Source organism: Mycobacterium sp. P2_H7, assembly GCF_056403275.1.
In genome coordinates this window covers 144,271-163,734 of record NZ_JBFUFU010000011.1, presented here as the reverse complement: position 1 = coordinate 163,734, position 19,464 = coordinate 144,271, and the positions used below count along the sequence as shown (strand labels likewise).

General features: G+C 68.2%; 19 protein-coding genes. 7 read left to right on the top strand and 12 right to left on the bottom strand.

Annotated features, from left to right (window positions below; all coding sequences use genetic code 11):
• The first annotated feature begins 51 nt into the window (after positions 1-51).
• Positions 52-381, top strand: coding sequence for an antibiotic biosynthesis monooxygenase family protein (locus tag AC1DY7_RS18800; RefSeq protein WP_477495211.1), 330 nt, complete (start codon positions 52-54; stop codon positions 379-381).
• Here AC1DY7_RS18800 and AC1DY7_RS18795 read toward each other — a convergent pair.
• Both AC1DY7_RS18795 and serA read right to left on the bottom strand, forming a co-directional pair.
• Positions 378-1,388, bottom strand: coding sequence for a 3-isopropylmalate dehydrogenase (locus tag AC1DY7_RS18795; RefSeq protein WP_477495210.1), 1,011 nt, complete (start codon positions 1,386-1,388; stop codon positions 378-380). The genes AC1DY7_RS18800 and AC1DY7_RS18795 overlap by 4 nt on opposite strands.
• A complete protein-coding gene (gene serA / locus AC1DY7_RS18790; RefSeq protein WP_477495209.1) occupies positions 1,385-2,980 on the bottom strand; it encodes a phosphoglycerate dehydrogenase in 1,596 nt (531 codons plus the stop codon). Before serA ends, AC1DY7_RS18795 begins: the two co-directional genes overlap by 4 nt.
• A 60-nt stretch (positions 2,981-3,040) precedes the next feature.
• Between serA and AC1DY7_RS18785 the strand changes: the two genes are divergently transcribed.
• The 3 genes from AC1DY7_RS18785 to AC1DY7_RS18775 are packed head-to-tail and all read left to right on the top strand — an operon-like array spanning position 3,041 to position 5,136.
• Positions 3,041-4,468 carry a phytoene desaturase family protein gene (locus AC1DY7_RS18785; RefSeq protein ID WP_477495208.1) on the top strand — a complete coding sequence of 476 codons (1,428 nt, stop codon included), beginning with the start codon at positions 3,041-3,043 and terminating at the stop codon, positions 4,466-4,468.
• Positions 4,469-4,498: 30 nt separating this feature from the next.
• On the top strand, positions 4,499-4,711 hold the full coding sequence (locus AC1DY7_RS18780; protein WP_477495207.1) for a hypervirulence associated TUDOR domain-containing protein: 213 nt from the start codon (positions 4,499-4,501) through the stop codon (positions 4,709-4,711).
• The gene (locus tag AC1DY7_RS18775) at positions 4,711-5,136 is read left to right on the top strand and encodes a hypothetical protein (protein WP_477495206.1); all 426 of its coding nucleotides are present in this window, start codon (positions 4,711-4,713) and stop codon (positions 5,134-5,136) included. Before AC1DY7_RS18780 ends, AC1DY7_RS18775 begins: the two co-directional genes overlap by 1 nt.
• Positions 5,137-5,205: 69 nt before the next feature.
• Here the strand turns inward: AC1DY7_RS18775 and ilvC are convergent, their stop codons facing one another.
• From ilvC to AC1DY7_RS18760, 3 genes are read right to left on the bottom strand one after another with little or no spacing between them, the layout of a single operon-like run.
• Positions 5,206-6,207: a ketol-acid reductoisomerase gene (gene ilvC, locus AC1DY7_RS18770; RefSeq protein WP_477495275.1), complete on the bottom strand. Its 1,002-nt coding sequence runs from the start codon at positions 6,205-6,207 to the stop codon at positions 5,206-5,208.
• A gap of 53 nt (positions 6,208-6,260) precedes the next feature.
• Positions 6,261-6,767: an acetolactate synthase small subunit gene (gene ilvN, locus AC1DY7_RS18765; RefSeq protein ID WP_477495205.1), complete on the bottom strand. Its 507-nt coding sequence runs from the start codon at positions 6,765-6,767 to the stop codon at positions 6,261-6,263.
• Entirely contained in the window at positions 6,764-8,608 is a 1,845-nt protein-coding gene (locus AC1DY7_RS18760; protein WP_477495204.1) for an acetolactate synthase large subunit, read from the bottom strand. Before AC1DY7_RS18760 ends, ilvN begins: the two co-directional genes overlap by 4 nt.
• 277 nt (positions 8,609-8,885) lie before the next feature.
• Between AC1DY7_RS18760 and AC1DY7_RS18755 the strand changes: the two genes are divergently transcribed.
• Entirely contained in the window at positions 8,886-9,278 is a 393-nt protein-coding gene (locus AC1DY7_RS18755; protein ID WP_477495203.1) for a PH domain-containing protein, read from the top strand.
• Here the strand turns inward: AC1DY7_RS18755 and AC1DY7_RS18750 are convergent, their stop codons facing one another.
• Positions 9,279-10,112, bottom strand: coding sequence for a DoxX family protein (locus AC1DY7_RS18750; protein ID WP_477495202.1), 834 nt, complete (start codon positions 10,110-10,112; stop codon positions 9,279-9,281).
• 166 nt (positions 10,113-10,278) lie between these two features.
• On the opposite strand from AC1DY7_RS18750, the gene AC1DY7_RS18745 reads away from it, so the two are divergent.
• Positions 10,279-11,409, top strand: a complete 1,131-nt coding sequence (locus AC1DY7_RS18745; protein ID WP_477495201.1) for a PQQ-dependent sugar dehydrogenase — start codon at positions 10,279-10,281, stop codon at positions 11,407-11,409.
• 3 nt (positions 11,410-11,412) lie between these two features.
• On the opposite strand, the gene AC1DY7_RS18740 is transcribed toward AC1DY7_RS18745, so the two are convergent.
• From AC1DY7_RS18740 to gatB, 3 genes are all read right to left on the bottom strand, one after another.
• Positions 11,413-11,865, bottom strand: a complete 453-nt coding sequence (locus tag AC1DY7_RS18740; protein WP_477495200.1) for a hypothetical protein — start codon at positions 11,863-11,865, stop codon at positions 11,413-11,415.
• 1 nt (position 11,866) lies between these two features.
• Entirely contained in the window at positions 11,867-13,993 is a 2,127-nt protein-coding gene (locus AC1DY7_RS18735; RefSeq protein WP_477495199.1) for a DUF4185 domain-containing protein, read from the bottom strand.
• Between the two features lie 107 nt (positions 13,994-14,100).
• On the bottom strand, positions 14,101-15,606 hold the full coding sequence (gene gatB, locus AC1DY7_RS18730; RefSeq protein ID WP_477495198.1) for an Asp-tRNA(Asn)/Glu-tRNA(Gln) amidotransferase subunit GatB: 1,506 nt from the start codon (positions 15,604-15,606) through the stop codon (positions 14,101-14,103).
• A 58-nt stretch (positions 15,607-15,664) separates the two neighbouring features.
• Here gatB and AC1DY7_RS18725 point away from each other — a divergent pair, with 58 nt between their 5' ends.
• Positions 15,665-16,624 (top strand): glycerophosphodiester phosphodiesterase, encoded by a 960-nt coding sequence (locus tag AC1DY7_RS18725; RefSeq protein ID WP_477495197.1) that lies wholly within the window; start codon positions 15,665-15,667, stop codon positions 16,622-16,624.
• Here AC1DY7_RS18725 and AC1DY7_RS18720 read toward each other — a convergent pair.
• The 3 genes from AC1DY7_RS18720 to gatC are packed head-to-tail and all read right to left on the bottom strand — an operon-like array spanning position 16,621 to position 19,448.
• Positions 16,621-17,652: an ATP-dependent 6-phosphofructokinase gene (locus tag AC1DY7_RS18720; protein WP_477495196.1), complete on the bottom strand. Its 1,032-nt coding sequence runs from the start codon at positions 17,650-17,652 to the stop codon at positions 16,621-16,623. The genes AC1DY7_RS18725 and AC1DY7_RS18720 overlap by 4 nt on opposite strands.
• 18 nt (positions 17,653-17,670) lie before the next feature.
• Complete coding sequence (gatA, locus tag AC1DY7_RS18715; protein WP_477495195.1) at positions 17,671-19,152, bottom strand: Asp-tRNA(Asn)/Glu-tRNA(Gln) amidotransferase subunit GatA; 1,482 nt, start codon at positions 19,150-19,152, stop codon at positions 17,671-17,673.
• Positions 19,149-19,448, bottom strand: a complete 300-nt coding sequence (gatC, locus tag AC1DY7_RS18710) for an Asp-tRNA(Asn)/Glu-tRNA(Gln) amidotransferase subunit GatC (RefSeq protein WP_477495194.1) — start codon at positions 19,446-19,448, stop codon at positions 19,149-19,151. Before gatC ends, gatA begins: the two co-directional genes overlap by 4 nt.
• Positions 19,449-19,464 lie beyond the last annotated feature (16 nt).

Genomic DNA, 19,464 nt, shown 5'->3' with positions numbered 1-19,464 from the left:
CCTTACATTGGGCTAGGCTTGCATGTAAGGAACCTGACACAAGGAGGATTGATGACAACCATCAGCACCCAAGGCGACTGCGCCACGCTGATCAACGTGTTCACCGTCGAACCCGACCTCGCAGCAGAACTCGCCGACCTGCTGACCGACGCCACCGAACGGGTCATGCAGTTCCTGCCGGGTTTTCGCAGCGCCAACATTCACGTCAGCACCGACGGCACGCGCGTCACCAACTACGCCCAATGGGCGGATGAGCAGGCCTTCCGGGCGATGCTCGACGATCCGGCCGCCCGTGACCACATGGGCAAGGCCGCCGCGCTCGCGGTGAGCTTCGACCCACACTTCTACACCGTGCACTCGGTGCACGAGCGGACCACCTAGAGCAGCGAGAGGATCCGCTCGCCCACCTCGGCGGTGGACTGCTTGTCGTCCGCGCGGGTCGCCAGGTGCTCGGTGACGGCCTTGTCGACGCGGGCCGCCGCCTCGGTTTCGCCGAGATGGGCCAGCAGCAGCGCCACGCTCATCACGGCGGCCGTCGGATCAGCGATGCCCTGCCCCGCGATATCGGGCGCACTGCCGTGCACCGGCTCGAACATCGACGGATTGGTGCGTGTCGCATCGATGTTGCCGCTGGCGGCCAGCCCGATACCACCGCACACCGCGGCCGACAGGTCGGTGATGATGTCGCCGAAGAGGTTGTCGGTGACGATCACGTCGAACCGGCCCGGATCGGTGACCATGTGGATGGTGGCCGCGTCGATGTGCTGGTAGGCGACCTCGACGTCCGGGAACTCCGCGCCCACCTCGGCGACGACCCGGGACCACAGGCTGCCCGCGAAGGTCAGCACGTTCGTCTTGTGCACCAGCGTCAGGTGCTTACGCCGGGACTGGGCGCGCGCGAACGCATCCCGCACCACCCGCTCGACACCGAACGCGGTGTTCACGCTGACCTCGGTGGCGACCTCCTGCGGAGTGCCGACGCGCAGGGCGCCGCCGTTGCCGGTATAGGGACCTTCGGTGCCCTCGCGCACGACGACGAAGTCGATCCCGGTCACGCCGGCCAGCGGGCTGGTGACACCTGGGTACAGCCGGCCCGGACGCAGGTTCACGTGATGATCAAGGGCGAACCGCAATTTGAGGAGCAGGCCGCGCTCGAGCACGCCGCTGGGCACCGACGGGTCGCCGATCGCGCCGAGCAGGATGGCGTCATAGCCGCGCAGTTCCTCGATGGTTTCCGCGGTGAGCAGTTCGCCGGACGCGTGGTAGCGCCGAGCGCCCAGGTCGTACTCGGTGCGGTCCACTCCCGGTAGCACGGTCTCGAGCACCTTGAGCGCCTCGGCGATGACCTCGGGACCGATACCGTCGCCGGCGATGACAGCTAGTTTCACGACAGGTCAACCACTTCCAGTGTGGTGGCACCGACCGCCTTCGCGATCGCGGCGCGCACGTTTTCGGGGACGTCGGTGTCCAGGCGCAGGATGATGGTCGCGCTGTCGCCGCCGGCGTCCTGGCTCAGCTGGGCGGCCAGGATGTTGACGTCCGACCCGCCGAGCTCGGTGCCGATCTTGCCCAGGGCGCCCGGCTGATCGCTGTAGTTGACCACCAGGTTGTAGCCCTCGGCGCGCAGATCGAAGTTGCGGCCGTTGATCTGCACCAGCTTCTGCACCTGCTGCGGACCGGACAGCGTGCCCGCCACATTGAGCGCATTACCGTCGGCGTAGACCGCGCGCACGTCAACCACGCTGCGGTGGTTCGGGCTCTCGGTGGCCGTCGAGATCTCGGCGGTCACGCCGCGATCCTTGGCCAGCGCGGGCGCGTTGACGAACGTCACCTGTTCGTCGACGACGGCCGAGAACAGGCCGCGCAGCGCCGAAAGCTTCAGCACCTCAACCTCTTCGGCGCCTCCAGCGGCCAGCTCGCCGCGCACCTGCACGTTCAGCGACACCGGCGCCGCGTCGGACAGCGCGCCGACCAGCAGACCCAGCTTGCGCACCAGGTCCAGCCACGGCGCCACTTCCTCACCGACCGCGCCGCCGCCGACATTGACCGCGTCGGGCACGAACTCGCCGGCCAGGGCCAGTTTCACGCTGGCCGCCACGTCGGTGCCGGCCCGGTCCTGGGCTTCTTCGGTGGACGCGCCGAGGTGCGGGGTGACGACCACCTGGGGCAGTTCGAACAGCGGGCTGTCGGTGCATGGTTCGGTGGCGAACACGTCCAGACCGGCGGCACGCACGTGCCCGCTGGTGATGGCGTCGGCCAGCGCCTGCTCGTCGATCAGGCCACCGCGGGCAGCGTTGACGATGATGACGCCGGGCTTGGTCTTGGCCAGGTTCTCCTTGCCGAGCAGACCGGCGGTCTCCTTGGTCTTGGGCAGGTGCACCGAGATGAAATCGGCGCGCCCCAGCAGTTCGTCCAGCGCCAGCAGCTCGATACCGAGCTGTGCGGCGCGGGCCTGCGAGACGTAAGGGTCATAAGCGGTGACGTGGGCGCCGAACGCGGCGAGGCGCTGCGCGACCAGCTGGCCAATCCGGCCCAGGCCGACGACGCCGACCGTCTTGCCGAAGATCTCGGTGCCCGAGAAGGACGACCGCTTCCAGGTGTGCTCGCGCAGCGTGGCATCGGCGGCCGGGATCTGGCGGGCGGCCGAGAGCAACAGCGCCAGCGCGTGCTCGGCGGCGCTGTGGATGTTGGAGGTGGGGGCGTTGACCACCAGCACACCGCGAGCGGTGGCAGCGTCGACATCGACGTTGTCCAGACCCACACCCGCGCGGGCGACGATCTTGAGCTTGGACGCCGCGGCCAGCACCTCGGCGTCGACGGTGGTGGCCGAACGGACCAGCAGGGCGTCGGCGTCGACCACCGCGGCCAGCAGCTTCGGGCGGTCCGGGCCATCCACCCAGCGGACCTCTACCTGGTCGCCGAGGGCGGCGACGGTCGATGCGGCGAGTTTGTCGGCGATCAGTACAACGGGGAGACTCACGCGGGTCAGGATAGTGTGTGGCGGCCACCACGCCCGCACCGCGTGCGGTGTACTGAACGCGTGGACGTCACGATTGTCGGAAGTGGACCCAACGGCCTGACGGCCGCCGTCATCCTGGCCAGGGCCGGGCTCGCGGTGCGCGTCATCGAGGCACAACCCACCCCGGGCGGTGGCGCACGCACGCTGCCCGACCCCGAATATCCCGGGGTCACCCACGACATCTGCTCGGCGGTGCATCCGCTGGCGCTGGCATCGCCGTTCTTCGCCGCCTATGACCTGACCGCGCGCGGGGTCGAATTGGCGGTGCCGGAGATCTCCTATGCCAGCCCGCTGCCCGACCGCCCGGCGGCGATCGGGTATCTCGACATCGAACGCACCTGTGCCGAACTGGAACACGGGGCGTCATGGCGCCGCCTGCTCGGCCCTCTGGTCGACGACTGGGATGCGGTGGTGCGGCTGATCCTCGGCGACAAGCGGTCGGTGCCCCCGCTGGCGGCGGCACTGAAGGTGGGCCCGCGCCTGCTCACCCAGGGCAGCCCACTGTGGGGGGCGCTGCAGGGCGCAGACGCGCGCGCCCTGTTCAGTGGTGTTGCCGCGCATACCATTTCGCAGATGCCGTCGCTGGTGTCCAGCGGCGCCGGCCTGATGCTGGGCACGCTGGGGCACGCGGTGGGCTGGGCCATCCCGGTCGGCGGATCCCAAGCCATCCCCGACGCGCTGCTGGCCGACCTGCTCGACCACGGCGGTGAATTGGAACTGGGCGCAGAGGTGACCAGTCCGCCCGCCGGGGTGGTGCTCTATGACACCGCGCCGACCGCACTGCTGTCGATCTATGGCGACGCCCTGCCCTCGGGATACGCCAAGGCCCTGGAGCGCTACCGGTACGGACCGGGCGTCGCGAAGGTCGATTTCGTGCTGTCTGGCGACATCCCCTGGACCGATCCCCGGCTGGCCCAGGCCCCGACCCTGCACCTCGGCGGCAGCCGGGAGCAGATGGCTCTGGCCGAGGCCGAGATCGCCGCGGGCCGGCACGCCGAGTGGCCGATGGTGCTGGCCGCACTGCCCCATGTCGCGGACCCGAGCCGGGTCGACAGCGCCGGCCGCCGTCCACTCTGGACGTATGCCCATGTGCCGCATGGCTCTTCACGGGATATGACCGAAGCGGTGACGGCCATCTTCGAGCGGTTCGCGCCCGGCTTCCGCGATGTCGTCGTCGCCGCCCGCAGCGTCCCCGCGTCACGACTGGCCGACCACAACGCCAACCTGGTCGGCGGCGACATCGGCGTGGGCGGCAACAACATGATCAGCGCACTCGCCGGTCCGACACCGCGACTGGATCCGTGGAGCACCCCGATCCCCAAGGCGTATCTGTGCTCGTCGGCCACCCCGCCCGGCGGCGGCGTGCACGGGATGGCCGGGTACTACGCGGCACGCACGGTGCTGCGCCGCGAATTCGGGATCAAGGAAATGCCCGCCCTGGCACCGTGAGGCCGGCGCCGTTGTGGGTATTACCACCGGGTGAGCAAAGATCTGCACAAAGGCGACAAGGTGTCCTGGCAGAGCCACGGCACCACCGTGCCCGGCACCGTCGAAGAGAAGATCACCTCCGACACCGAGGCCGCCGGACGACAGGTGCGGGCCGACGCCGACGACCCGCAGTACCGGGTGCGCAGCGACAAGTCCGGCCGTGATGCCGTGCACAAACCGGACGCCCTCAAGCGGCGCACCTGATGGCGCGACTGGACGACGCGCACGCACGTCCCGAGGGCGTGAGTGACGACACCGTCGAGGCCGTCGGGAAAGTGTCCGAGGCGCTGGAGTACGTCGAGCGGGCGCGCGGCCACCTGTACTCGTTCCATCAGTTGATGGGTCACGCGGACCTGCTGCTGGGCGAGGCGGCCGACGCCCTGCGTGACGCCGGGCACCGCGACATCGCCGGCCGCCTCAGCGAGGACATGGTCGGGCGCAACGTCATCCGCGGCCGCTGGACTTTCCAGGTCGTCGAGGAGTTCGACGACGACTACTGGTCCAGGTTCCGTGAGCACGAGAAGCGGGTGCGCGACGAACTGCTGGACGGCAACCGGCATGTGTTCGAGGCAGAGATGAAAGAGGACCGCCGCACCAAGGGCCGCGACGGTCACGAAGCCACCCCCTGAACGCCGAAAGGCCAGTTATTGCACGCCATTTCGAGCTCGGCGTGCAATAACTGGCCAGTGGGCGTCTGGTTAGGCCGTTTCGGTGATCGGCCGGTCGACCCAGCTCATCAGGTCGCGCAGCTTCTTGCCGGTGACCTCGATGGGGTGCTCGGCGTTGGCCTTGCGCAGACCCTCGAGCTCGGTGTTGCCGTTCTCGACGTTGGCGACCAGGCGGCGGGTGAACTCGCCGGACTGGATGTCCTTGAGGATGTCCTGCATGCGCTTCTTGGTGTCGGCGTCGATGACCCGCGGGCCCGACAGGTAGCCACCGAACTCGGCGGTGTCGGACACCGAGTAGTTCATCCGGGCGATGCCGCCCTCATACATGAGGTCGACGATCAGCTTGAGCTCGTGCAGCACCTCGAAGTAGGCCATCTCGGGGGCGTAGCCGGCCTCGACCATGACCTCGAAACCGGTCTTGACCAGTTCCTCGGTGCCACCGCACAGCACGGCCTGCTCACCGAACAGGTCGGTCTCGGTCTCTTCCTTGAACGTCGTCTTGATGACGCCGGCGCGCCCGCCGCCGATGGCCGAGGCGTAGGACAGCGCCAGGGCCTGACCCTCGCCCTTGGGGTCCTGGTCGACGGCGATCAGGGCGGGGACGCCCTTGCCGTCGACGAACTGCCGGCGCACCAGGTGGCCGGGGCCCTTGGGCGCGACCATGCCGACGGTGACGTTGGCCGGTGCCTTGATCAGGCCGAAGTGGATGTTCAGACCGTGCCCGAAGAACAGCGCGTTGCCGTCTTCGAGGTTCGGCTCGATGTCGTTGCGGAAGATCTCTGCCTGCGCGGTGTCGGGCGCCAGCAGCATGATCACGTCGGCCCACTTGGCCACCTCGGCCGGGGTGTCGACCTCCAGGCCCTGCTCCTCGACCTTGACGCGGGACTTCGAGCCCTCTTTCAGGCCGACCTTGACCTGCACACCGGAGTCGCGCAGGGACAGCGAATGGGCGTGGCCCTGGCTGCCGTAGCCGATCACCGCGACCTTGCGGCCCTGGATGATCGACAGATCCGCGTCAGCGTCGTAGAACAGTTCGATTGCCACTGAATTTTCCTTCTCTTGTCTCTTTGGTTCGTTCTGTGAAGCTATTTGGCGGTGCCGATGCCGCGCGGCCCGCGCGACAGCGACACAATCCCGGACTGCACGATCTCACGGATCCCGTAGGGCTCCAGCACCCGCAGGAACGCCTCCAGTTTGGCCGGGGTTCCGGTGGCCTCGATGGTCAGGGACTCGGTGGACACGTCCACAACCTTGGCACGGAACAGATTGACCGCTTCAATCACCTGGCTGCGAGTGGTCGCGTCGGTACGCACCTTGATCAGCGCGAGTTCGCGCGAGACCGACTGTTCTTCGTCCTGCTCGACGATCTTGATCACGTTGATCAGCTTGTTGAGCTGCTTGGTGACCTGCTCAAGGGGGAAATCCTCGACCTGGACGACGATCGTCATCCGGGACAGGTGCTTCTGCTCGGTGGCACCGACGGCGAGGCTCTGGATGTTGAAGCCACGCCGGGAGAACAGCGAGGCGACGCGGGCCAGAACACCCGGCTTGTCCTCGACGAGGACGCTCAGGGTGTGGGTGGAGATCGTCACGCGTGCCCCTCTTCCGAATCGAACAGCGGGCGGATGCCGCGTGCTGCCTGGATCTCGTCGTTGCTCGTGCCGGCGGCGACCATCGGCCACACCTGCGCGTCCGCGCCGACCACGAAGTCGATGACGACCGGCCGGTCGTTGATGGCCCGCGCCTGGTTGATCACGTCCTCGACGTCTTCGGCACGCTCACAACGCAATCCGACGCAACCCAGCGCCTCGGCCAGCTTCAGGAAGTCGGGGATCCGGCGGCTGTGCGTGGACAGGTCGGTCTGGCTGTAGCGCTTCTCGTAGAAGAGCGTCTGCCACTGCCGGACCATGCCCAGGTTGCCGTTGTTGATGAGGGCGACCTTGATGGGCGCGCCCTCGATGGCGCAAGTGGCCAGTTCCTGATTGGTCATCTGGAAGCAGCCGTCGCCGTCGATGGCCCACACCTCTGCCTCGGGCCTGCCGAACTTGGCGCCCATGGCGGCCGGCACCGCGTAGCCCATGGTGCCCAGGCCTCCGGAGTTCAGCCAGGTCTTGGGGTTCTCGTACTTGACGAACTGCGCGGCCCACATCTGGTGCTGACCGACGCCCGCGACGTAGAGCGCTTCGGGTCCGGCGAGCTGACCCAGCTTCTCGATGACGAACTCGGGGCTCAGGCTGCCGTCACTCTGCGGGCCGTAGCTCAGCGGGTACGTCGACTTGATGCTGGACAGGTACTCCCACCAGTTGTCCATCTTCAGCGACGCCGCGTTGGTCCCGTCGCGGCGCAGGACCTCCAGCAGATCGGTGATGACGTTGCGGACGTCACCGACGATCGGCACATCGGCGTTCCGATTCTTGCCGATTTCGGCGGGGTCGATGTCGGCGTGGATGACCTTGGCGCCGGGTGCGAACGAGTCCAGCTTGCCGGTCACCCGGTCGTCGAAACGGGTGCCCAGGGCGATCAGCAGATCGGCCTTCTGCAGCGCCGCGACGGCCGACACCGTTCCGTGCATGCCGGGCATGCCCATGTGCTGCGGGTGGCTGTCCGGGAAGGCGCCGCGGGCCATCAGCGTGGTGACCACCGGGATACCGGTCAGTTCGGCCAGGTCCATCAGCTCGTCGGTGGCCTCGCCACGGATGACGCCGCCGCCGACGTAGAGCACCGGCTTGCGGGACTCCGCGATCAGCTTGGCGGCTTCGCGAACCTGCCGGCTGTGCGGCTTGGTGTTCGGCTTGTAGCCGGGCAGATCCATCACCGGCGGCCAGGCGAAGGTGCACTGGCCCTGCAGGATGTCCTTCGGGATGTCCACGAGCACTGCACCGGGGCGTCCGGAGGCGGCGATGTGGAATGCCTCGGCGATCACCCGCGGGATGTCGTCGCCGTTGCGCACCAGGAAGTTGTGCTTGGTGATCGGCATGGTCATGCCGGTGATGTCGGCCTCTTGGAAGGCGTCGGTGCCGATCAGGCTCCGGCCGACCTGGCCGGTGATGGCGACGACCGGGATGGAATCCATCTGGGCGTCGGCCAGCGGGGTGACCAGGTTGGTGGCACCGGGACCCGAGGTGGCCATCATCACACCGACCTTGCCGGTGGCGTGGGCGTAGCCGCTGGCGGCGTGACCGGCGCCCTGCTCGTGCCGGACCAGCACGTGCCGCAGCTTCTGCGAGTCGTAGAGCGGGTCGTACACGGGCAGCACCGCGCCGCCGGGGATGCCGAAGATCACCTCGACGCCGATCTCCTCCAGCGAACGCACCACCGACTGCGCGCCGGTGAGTTCAACGGGGGCAACATGTTTCGGTTGCGGGGCGGGCTTGCTCGCCGGCGGGTTCTCGCGCTGGGCGGACTCGGGGGGCCGCGTGGTGGGAGCGCTCACGGTGTCCTCTTCGTGGTCGGAATCTGGGGTTCGGCTGTGTCGGATCTGGTTCTCGGGCAACAAAAAACCCCCGTCAGCGGAAGCCGCTGTACGAGGGTTGGCGCGTCGATGCTGTGTGCTATGCCCCAATGAGGGCCAGCGCGGCATCAACGCGCCAACCAAGTACTACGACAATCTCGGGGTTCTGCATAACAACCGACGGTAGCCCGCGCACTGGTCAAAGGTCAAATTGCCTCGGCACCGCGACAAAGGCACTGCGGCGCAGTGCGAAGATGGCATGGTGAGTTCCGCTCGTGCGCAGACCGACGTCGTCATCCGCATCTCCCCGATGGCCCACTTCGGGGTGGGTTTCTTCACCCTGGGCCTACTCGCCTTGATCTTCGCCTGGCCGGGCTACGCCGCAGTGCTGCTGATCATCCCGATCCTGTTGTCGGCGGCCATCTTCCGGTATCGCACGGTGGCAGATCGGGAGCAGGTCAACGTCCGCACCCTGTTGGGCAGCCGCACCGTGCGCTGGGCGGAGATCGACGGCCTGCGCTTCACCAAGAGTTCGTGGGCGCGGGCCCGTCTGACCGACGGCAGCGAGACCGTCCTGCCCGCGGTGACCTTCTCGACGTTGCCGTTGCTGAACTCGGTCAGCGGCGGCCGGGTGCCCAACCCGTACGAGTGACTAAGCGATCGGATTCGCGCCGTTGAGCAGGATCCAGAACCCCACGCCGACACCGATGCCCAGCAGCAGCGCCAGGAACGATCCGACGAAGGGACGCCGCGCCCAACCGCGCCCGGCATCCAGCCCGTAGCGACCGGGACCGGTCAGCGTCAGCGCCGCCGCCACCAGCACGAGGGTCACCTGATGCTCATGGCCCGATGGGATGACGAAGCTGACGAAGCTGTGGTCGGGTGTCGCCGCGATGGACGCCAGCAGTGCGTTGATCAGGTATGCCAGCGCGGCCGCAGCGGCCAGCGGCGTGAACAGCCCGAGCACCAGCAGCACGCCCGCGCCGATCTGCGCGCCCGCCGCGACGTAGGTGATGAGGCCGGCGTGCTGATAGCCCAGGTCGCTCAGCGAGCCCTCGAAACCACCCAGGCCCGCGCCACCCCACCAGCCGAACGCCTTCTGCAGTCCGTGGATGACCAGAAGTACGCCCAGCCCGGCACGCAGAAGGAACAGACCCAGGTCGGTGGTGCCGCGCCGGCCCGCAGCGCGAATGCGCTGGTCGGCGTCGTGCGGCTCGATCTCGGTCGGGACAGCGGGAGGTGCGGCCGCGTACGGGTTCGCCACCGCGGGCGATACATAGGGCAGCGGCTCGGGGTCGCCGAGCAGTGCGTAGCCGGATTGCTCCGGCTTGGCGGACCCGGCCGAGCCGTCCACGTCATAACGTGGAATGGCCGTGGTCTCGAAATCGCCGCCGTAGGTCGAGGAAGGAAGGTCGTCTTCGGGGTCGACCAGCCGCGCCGACGCCGGCCGTTGCCAGTCGGTCATGCCATGAGGTTCAGCGGTCACGATTGCCAGGGTAAATGCAGAACACGCCGCAACCCTGGATTGGCGCGTCACAAACCTGCATGTATTCACACTGTTGCCCAGTTGTGACACGGTGCTGTTGTGAGAGAAGGGGCGCGACGGGCACCTTCATGGCACCGCCGGAGAATTGATCCGTAGTCTGGCCTGCATGAGATTGGGCGGCCCGACGCTGACGGCGCTTCGAGGCGTTGCGGTGCTGTGCACGGTGATGACGGCAGCCGTGGGCTGCGCCCGCTTCGATGACGCCCAGTCGCAGCCGTTCACCACCGAGCCGCAAATGGAGGCCCCGCCTTCGTCGTCGCCGCCGCCTCCCCCGCCGCTGCCGGGCGCACCGTTCCCCAAGGAATGCCCCGCGCCGGGCGTCATGCAGGGCTGCCTGGAAAGCACCAGCGGCCTGATCATGCTGCCCGACAGCCAATCCGCACTGGTGGCCGAGCGGGTGACGGGTGCCGTCAAGGATGTGTCGACGAAGGCCGAACCGAAGGTCAAGGTCGTCATCCCCGTCGACCCGTCCGGTGACGGCGGCCTGCTGGACATCGTGTTGTCCCCCACTTACACCCAGGACCGGCTGATGTACGCCTACGTCAGCACGCCGAGCGACAACCGGGTGATCCGCATCGCCGACGGCGACGTGCCCAAGCCGCTGCTGACCGGTATTCCCAAGGGCACCGCCGGCAATGCCGGTTCACTGATCTTCACCAGCCCGACGACGCTGGTGGTGCAGACCGGTGACGCCGGCAACCCGGCGCTGGCCAATGACCCGGCCTCGCTGGCCGGCAAGATCCTGCGCATCGAGCAGCCCACCACCGTCGAGCAGGCCCCGCCGACCACCGCGCTGTCCGGGATGGGTGCTGCCGGTTCGATGTGCATCGATCAGGCCGACGGCTCGCTCTACGTCACCGACCGGACCCCGACGGCGGATCGCCTACAGAAGATCACCAAGGACTCCAAGGTCTCCACGGTGTGGTCCTGGCCGGATCGGCCCGGGGTGGCCGGCTGCGCCGCGCTCGACGGCGCCGTCCTGGTCAACCTGGTGAACACGAAACAGACCGTCGCCGTGCGGATGGCGCCCGACACCGGTGCGGTCACCGGCGAGCCCGAGGTGGTGCGCCAGGACCAGCACGGCCACGCGTGGGGCCTCGCGGTGTCCCCGGACGGCAACGTCTGGGGCGGCACCATCAACAAGACCTCCGGCGATGCCGAGAAGCTCGACGACGTGGTGTTCCCGCTGTTCCCGTCCGGTGGCGGCTTCCCGCGGAGCAACGCCGACAAGACCTGATCGTCAGCCGATCCGCTCCCACAGGCACGGCCCGCTCAGCGTGATCGTGAAGTCCGCAGGCAGCACCTCGAACGTCGACACCGCGCCGGGCTGACCGGTCACCACCGTCGGCGCCGCCACCCCGGCGTCGGTGACCGCGGCCTGCTCGACACTGCACACCTTGCCGGCGTCCATGGGGGTCGCGGTCCACTGGCCGGACAGGATCTGCGGATTGCGTCGCCCCTGCCCGCTCAGCGTCAGACCCGGCCCCGGGAAACTCGCCCATCGGTCCCCCGGCGCGAATGGTTCGGCCACCGGCTGCCACGAACCGCCGGCACACTCGATGAAAGCCGAACCGTCCGAGGTGAAGACGTCACTCCAGTCCGCTGGGCAGGACGCTCCCGCAGTCGGTGCTGCCGAGGCGACGGGCGCAGCGGCGACGGCGAATACGGCCAGTCCGAGCGCCCACCGAATCACGCTAGACCGCAACCAGATTGAGTGCGCTCAGATCGGTCTTCATCAGCGCCACGTTGTAGTTGCCCCACAGCGACATGTTCCAGTACAGGTACTGGGGATCCTCCGGGCTACCGTCGGTCTTGTCCAGCAGATCGGTTCCCGACCACGGGTGGATCATCGGCGCGTACAACCCCGGGTACTGGGTGGAAGTCACCAGCGTTGTCGACGTCGACCATGTCCCGGTCGGCGAATCCGCCGTCCGCAGCTGGACGTTGTTGTTGCCGTCGGTGTAGAGCATCACGTACTTGTTCAGATACGTGTTGTACTGCACCGACAATTCACCGGCGCTGGGGTACGTCGTCTTCTTGAACAGGCCGAACAAGCCGCTCGTCGTCTTGCCCGGCAGCACGGGTGCGGCCTTGGACGCATCGTTGGTGACCCAACTCTTGCCGGTCCAGTACTGGTACTTGCTCACGGTCAGGATGTCGGCTTCCTTGACCCGCGACAGATACACCGTGCCGTTGCGTCCGGACGGCGTTCCGTAGGCGTAGAGGTATCCGGCGGTCGCGTCGGCAGAGCCCTCCGGCGGCCGCACGAAGTTGACCATCTGGAACTTGTAATCGCCGTACTTGTAGCCCACCGTCGAGCGGCCCGAACCAGCCGACCGCACCGAGGATTTCGGCACGACGGACCAGTTCTGCCCGTTGTCGTCGGAGTAGGCGATGGCCGAGTAGTTCGTGGTCCAGGCGCCCGGCGAGTCCCACGATTTGACGGACATGATCGAAATGTATTGCCGTGTGGCTCCATTGACACCCGCCCCGGGGACCGAGATGGCTCCGGTCGGGATGATCGTCACCTGGGTGGCTTTGGAGTACGGGTATTTGCCGATGATCTCGCGCGCGTAATCGGCGACGGTGAGGCTCATCGGCGAGCCGCTGTAGGCGCCGTCGGGAATACCCGGCCTGTCGACGATGCCGTTCGGGATGGAGATGCCGTTGGACAGCACGTTGTCGGCGGTCCGTAACAGCACGTTGTTGCGCCATCCGGTCGTCATCGCGGCATTGGTGAAGGTGTCCCCGAACGCGATCAGGATCTGGTGTTGTTCGACGATCGGGGTCGACGGATCGTCACCGGTGACGCCGTTGTCCCACATGATGCCCAGGTCCGTGCCGTAGATCCCGAACCGGTCCATCGTGTCGTTGATGCTGTTGGAACCGGTGAGCCAGGCCACCCAGTTGGTCGCCGGGACCGATGTCACCGCGGCCAGGGCCTGCGCGGTGGCCACGACGTCGGTGCTGACGACGGTGGTCTGCCGTGCGGTCTCCTTACGGGTCGCCCAGCCCAGCATCGCCACCGCGGCGGCCACGCCGCCCGAGGGTGCCGGCGCATCGGCCGCACGCGGGGTCAGTCCGAATACCGCCATGATCGGGGTGAGTGCCTTCTGCACCGCGGCGCCGACGGCTTTCACGGCCGCCACCAGCGGTGGCGCGCTCGGGGTGGTCGTCCGGGTCTGGGTGACCGCAGCCGCGGTCGCCTGCGTGGGGGCGACGGTCGCCACCAGCGAAGCTTTGGCCGCCGCGGGGGCGACGGAGCCTTGAACGGCGGCGGCGGGTTCTGGATCGGCCTGCGCTTGTGCGATCGCCGCAGGCTTGACCTTGGCGGCGACCTGCGGTGCGGCCTTGGTGACCGAAACCTTGGGTGATTTCGCCGTCCTGGTGTGCGCGGTACGCGTGGCGGGTGCCTGCGTCTCGGCAGCGGCCGGACTCTTCGGCGGCGACTGAGTGTGCGGCGTGGTCTCGGCCTCGGCGGGCGTGGCCGGCTCCGGCGGTGCCTGCGCCGCGTCCACCGCCGGGCTCACGGCGGGGTCGTCCCCGGTCGTGCTTTCTTGGGCTGCCGCCGTGGCCTTCTGCCCTGCGGGCTTCTTCGGGGTGACCTTCCCCGATTTCTTCTTCTCGGTCTTCTTCTCGTCGCCCTTCCCGCCGGCCGGGGAACCGTTGCCCTGCGCACCGGTCGACGAACTCGCCGCCGACTGTGCCGTCGACCCCGCGTCGCTACCTGCGCCGGTATCGGCCGACGCGATGCCCGTGGCCGACGCCACGCCGATCCCCATCACCATCGCCAGAGTTCCGACACGACCGGCTCCACGCATGATCAAACTCCAAGCACATCGGCCCCGACGCCTATTTGAGCCTCAATAGTCTCATCTTTCACAGGCGTTGGGAACATTCTCACCGATCGAGACGAGGTGCGGTCGCCTCAGGAGCTACACGCGGCGATCACCAGTTCGCGCACCCGCGCGGCGTCGGCCTGGCCCTTGGTGGCCTTCATCACCGCACCGACGATGGCGCCCGCGGCCTGCACCTTGCCGCCCCGGATCTTGTCCGCGACATCGGGATTGGCGGCCAGGGCCTCGTCGACCGCGGCCTGGATCAGTGAGTCGTCGCGCACGACGACCAGTCCGCGGTCGTTCATGACCTGCTCGGGTTCACCCTCGCCGGCCAGCACACCCTCGATGACCTGGCGGGCCAGCTTGTTCGACAGCTTGCCGTCGTCGACCAGCTTGACCACCGCGGCGACCTGCTCGGGGGTGATGGCCAGGGCGTCCAGTTCGATCCCTGACTCATTGGCCTTCTGCACCAGGAAGTTGCCCCACCACGCGCGCGCGGCCTCACTCGCGGCGCCGTGCGCGACGGTGGCGGCGACCAGATCGATGGCACCGTTGTTCACCAGGTCGCGCATCACCTCGTCGGAGATGCCCCACTCGTCCTGAATCCGCTTGCGCGACAACCACGGCAGCTCGGGAATGGTGGTGCGCAGCCGGTCCACCAATTCACTGCTGGGGGCGACTGGTTCCAGGTCCGGCTCCGGGAAGTACCGGTAATCCTGTGCGGTCTCCTTGCTGCGGCCCGCGGTGGTGTGACCGGACTCCTGGAAGTGCCTGGTCTCCTGGGTTACGGTGCCGCCGGCGGTCAGCACCGCCGCCTGGCGGCGCATCTCGTAGCGCACCGCGACCTCGACGCTCTTGAGCGAGTTGACGTTCTTGGTCTCGGTGCGGGTGCCGAATTCGCTGTCGCCCTTGGGTTTCAGCGACACGTTCGAATCGCAGCGCATCGAGCCCTGGTCCATCCGCACATCGGAGACGCCGAGGCCGCGCAGCAGGTCGCGCAGCGCGGTGACATACGCGCGGGCGATCTCGGGCGCCCGCTCACCGGTGCCCTCGATGGGGCGGGTCACGATCTCGACCAGCGGCACGCCGGCCCGGTTGAAATCGGCCAGCGAGGTGGTGGCCCCGGAGATCCGGCCGGTGTCGCTGCCCAGGTGGGTCAGCTTGCCGGTGTCCTCCTCCATGTGGGCGCGTTCGATCTCGACCCGGAAGGTGGTGCCGTCGTCCAGCGGGACGTCGAGGTAGCCGTCGACGGCGATCGGCTCGTCGTACTGCGAGATCTGATAGTTCTTCGGCTGATCCGGATAGAAGTAGTTCTTCCGGGCGAACCGCCCCCACGGCGCGATGGAACAGTTCAGCGCCAGGCCGATACGGATGGCCGCCTCGACGGCGGACTCGTTGAGCACGGGCAGCGCGCCGGGCAGGCCCAGGCACACCGGGCACACCTGGGTGTTGGGCTCGGCGCCGAACTCGTTGGCGCAGCCGCAGAACATCTTGGTGGCGGTCGACAGCTCGACGTGCACCTCCATCCCCATCACGGGGTCGAACGCGGCGAGGACCTCGTCGTAGTCGAGGAGGTCGGCGGTATCGACAGACATGACGTTGATCCTAGTTGCCGTTCACCGGCCATTTCCCTGGCCCGGTTACCGTCCGCGGATGCTTGCTCGTATCGGTGCCCTGCTCACCGCGTTCACCCTGACCGCTGCGCCCGCCGCCTATGCCGCTCCCGACGGTTTCGACCTGCAGGCCCACCGCGGCGGCCGGGGCGAGACCACCGAGGAGTCACTGCGCGCCTTCACCAAGGCCCTCGAACTCGGCGTCACCACGCTGGAACTCGACATCGTCCTGTCCAAGGACGCCGCGGCGATGGTCTGGCACGATCCGACGGTCCAGGCCGACAAGTGCGCCGACACCGGACCCGCGACCCCTGGCGACCCGCAGTACCCGTACGTCGGCAAGCTCGTCCACGACCTCACGTTGGCGCAGCTGCGCACCCTGAACTGCGGCAAGCTGCTCAGCGGCTTCCCCGGCGCCGAGGTGGTGAGCGGCAACAAGATCGCCACGCTGGACCAGGTCTTCGCCCTCGCCGACGCGCATCACGCCGGCGTCCGCTACAACATCGAGACCAAGATCGAAGCCGACAAGCCCGAAACATCTGCCGCGCCAGAACAATTCGTGGACGTGATCCTGGCCGCCGTGCGGGCGGCGAACAAGCTCGACAAGGTGGAGATCCAGAGCTTCGACTGGCGCACACTGCCGTTGGTCCGCCGGCAGGAGTCGGGCATCCCGCTGGTGGCGCTGTGGGACGAGACCACCTGGGTGCCCGACTCGGTGTGGACGGCGGGGGTGAATCCTGCGGTGGTCGGCGACCCGATCATCGGGGCGATGTCGGTCGGGGCGAACATCCTGTCGCCGGAGTACTCGTTGGTCGACAGGGCGTTCGTAGACCGTGCACATGCCAAGGGGCTCAAGGTGATTCCCTGGACCGTCAACGACGCCGGCGCGATGCGGGCCCAGATAGCCGCCGGCGTCGACGGCATCATCACCGACTACCCGTCCCGGCTGCGCGCGGTGCTGGGCGAACTGGGCATGCCCCTGCCGACGGCGTACCGCTAGCCGAAGAACTCGGCGCCGTCGTCGTACCGGGTCTGCGGCACCAGCTTGAGCTGCTGGACGGCGTCGGCCAGCGGCACCCGCCCGATGTCCTGCCCACGCAGCGACACCATCATCCCGAACTCGCCGGCGTGCGCGGCGTCGGCGGCGTTGACCCCGAACCGGGTGGCCAGCACCCGGTCGTAGGCGGTCGGGGTGCCGCCGCGCTGCACGTGGCCCAGTACGGTGACCCGCACTTCCTTCTTGATCCGCTTCTCCACCTCGACGGCGAGCTGCTGGGATACGCCGGTGAACCTCTCGTGGCCGAATTCGTCCATCCCGCCCTGGCGTAACTGCATGGTGCCCTCAGCCGGTTTGGCGCCCTCGGCGACCACGCAGATGAAGTGCGACGACCCATGCTGGAAACGCTTCTTGACCAGCCGGCACACCTCTTCGACGTCGAAGGGCTGCTCGGGGATCAGCGTCATGTGCGCACCGCTGGCGATGCCGGCGTTCAGCGCGATCCACCCGGCGTGCCTGCCCATCACCTCGACGAGCATGACCCGCTGGTGCGATTCGGCGGTGGAATGCAGCCGGTCGATCGCCTCGGTGGCGACCTGCAACGCGGTGTCGTGACCGAAGGTCACGTCGGTGCAGTCGATGTCGTTGTCGATGGTCTTCGGGACCCCGACGACGGGCACGTTCTCCTGGGACAGCCAGTGCGCCGCGGTCAGCGTGCCCTCCCCACCGATCGGGATGAGCACGTCGATGCCGTTGTCCTCCATGGTCTGTTTGATCTGGTCCAGACCGGCCCGCAGCTTGTCGGGGTTGACCCGCGCGGTGCCCAGCACGGTGCCGCCCTTGGCCAGCAGCCGGTCATTGCGGTCGTCGTTGGCCAGCTGGATGCGGCGGTCCTCCAACAGACCGCGCCAGCCGTCCAGGAAACCCACCACCGACGAGCCGTACCGCTGATCGCATGTCCGCACCACCGCGCGGATCACGGCGTTCAGGCCGGGACAGTCACCTCCACCAGTCAGCACGCCAATTCGCATGCCGACCATCTAACCCGGTTACAGCGCCGTCGGCAGCGATCCGCGGGCCGCCTCATAGGCCGCACCCACCCGGTAGAGCCGGTCATCGGCCAGTGCGGGGGCCATGATCTGCAGTCCGACCGGCAGTCCGTCGTCGGCCGACAAACCCGAGGGCACCGACATGCCGCAGTGCCCGGCCAGGTTCAGCGGCAGGGTGCACAGGTCGAACAGATACATGGCGAGCGGGTCGTCGACCTTCTCCCCCAGCCGGAACGCCGTGGAGGGGGTGGCCGGGGTGGCCAGCACGTCGACCTGCTCGTAGGCGCGGTCCAGGTCGCGCCCGATCAGCGTGCGCACCTTCTGCGCCTGGTTGTAGTACGCGTCGTAGTAGCCCGCCGACAATGCATAGGTGCCGATCATGATGCGGCGTTTGACCTCCGGCCCGAAACCGGCGGCCCGGGTCAGCGCCATGACTTCCTCGGCACTGTGGGTGCCGTCGTCGCCGACCCGCAGGCCGTACCGCATGGCGTCGAAACGGGCCAGGTTGCTCGACACCTCCGAGGGCAGGATCAGGTAATAGGCCGCCATCGCGTGGTCGAAGTTCGGGCAGTCGACCTCGATGATCTCCGCGCCCAGCGCGGTGAGCTGCTCGACGGCGGCGTTGAACGAGGCGAGCACGCCGGACTGGTAGCCCTCGCCGCGCAGCTGCTTGACGACGCCGACCCGCACGCCCTTGAGGTCACCGTGGGCACCCTCGCGGGCCGCCCCCACCACATCGGGCACCGGGGCATCGATCGACGTGGAGTCGCGCGGGTCGTGACCGGCGATCACCTGGTGCAACAGCGCGGTGTCGAGCACGGTGCGGGCACACGGGCCGCCCTGGTCCAGTGACGACGCGCACGCGATCAGGCCGTAGCGGCTGACCGTGCCGTAGGTCGGTTTCACCCCGACGGTCGCGGTGAGCGCCGCAGGCTGGCGGATGGACCCGCCGGTGTCGGTGCCGATGGCCAGCGGGGCCTGGAACGCCGCGAGCGCCGCGGCGCTGCCGCCGCCGGAGCCGCCGGGCACCCGCTCGACATCCCACGGGTTGCGGGTGGGGCCGTACGCGGAGTTCTCGGTCGAGCTACCCATGGCGAACTCGTCCATGTTGGTCTTGCCGAGGATCGGGATACCGGCCGCCCGCAGCTTGGCGGTGACCGTCGCGTCGTACGGCGAGCGCCAGCCTTCCAGGATCTTGGACCCGGCGGTGGTCGGCGCGTCGGTGGTGGTGAAGACGTCCTTGAGGGCCAGCGGCACACCGGCCAGCGGCGACGGCAGCGTCTCGCCCGCCGCGACCTGGCGGTCGACCTCGGCGGCGGCGGCCAGCGCCTGCTCCGCGCCGACGTGCAGGAACGCGTGGAAACGCTCGTCGGTGGCGGCGATCTGGTCCAGGTGCGCCTGGGTCACCTCGGTCGAGGTGACCTCCCCGGCGGCGATCTTGGCGCCCAGCGCTGCGGCGTTCTCGCGGATCAACTCGGTCACTCTGCTTCTCCCAAGATGCGCGGCACCGCGAAACGGCCGTCTTCGGCGCGCGGCGCGGCGGCCAGGGCCTCGTCCTGCGACAGCGACCCCACCACCTCGTCCGGACGCGCGACGTTCACCTCTTTCAGAGGATTACCGGTCGCTTCGACGCCGGTGACGTCGACGGATTGGATCTGGCCGACGTGGGCCAGGATGGCGTCGAGCTGGCCGGCGAAACCGTCCAACTCGCCATCGGTGAGGGCAAGTCGGGCCAGTCGCGCTAGGTGGGCAACCTCGTCCCGGGAGATCTGTGACACGACAAAGCAGCCTAGT

Bases quoted from the DNA above. Each gene is read 5' to 3' on its own strand.
- AC1DY7_RS18800 (WP_477495211.1), top strand. From the start codon at position 52: ATGACAACCATCAGCACCCAAGGCGACTGCGCCACGCTGATCAACGTG.
- AC1DY7_RS18775 (WP_477495206.1), top strand. From the start codon at position 4,711: ATGGCGCGACTGGACGACGCGCACGCACGTCCCGAGGGCGTGAGTGAC.
- AC1DY7_RS18755 (WP_477495203.1), top strand. From the start codon at position 8,886: ATGGTGAGTTCCGCTCGTGCGCAGACCGACGTCGTCATCCGCATCTCC.
- AC1DY7_RS18745 (WP_477495201.1), top strand. From the start codon at position 10,279: ATGAGATTGGGCGGCCCGACGCTGACGGCGCTTCGAGGCGTTGCGGTG.
- AC1DY7_RS18735 (WP_477495199.1), bottom strand. From the start codon at position 13,993: ATGCGTGGAGCCGGTCGTGTCGGAACTCTGGCGATGGTGATGGGGATC.
- gatB (WP_477495198.1), bottom strand. From the start codon at position 15,606: ATGTCTGTCGATACCGCCGACCTCCTCGACTACGACGAGGTCCTCGCC.
- AC1DY7_RS18725 (WP_477495197.1), top strand. From the start codon at position 15,665: ATGCTTGCTCGTATCGGTGCCCTGCTCACCGCGTTCACCCTGACCGCT.
- AC1DY7_RS18720 (WP_477495196.1), bottom strand. From the start codon at position 17,652: ATGCGAATTGGCGTGCTGACTGGTGGAGGTGACTGTCCCGGCCTGAAC.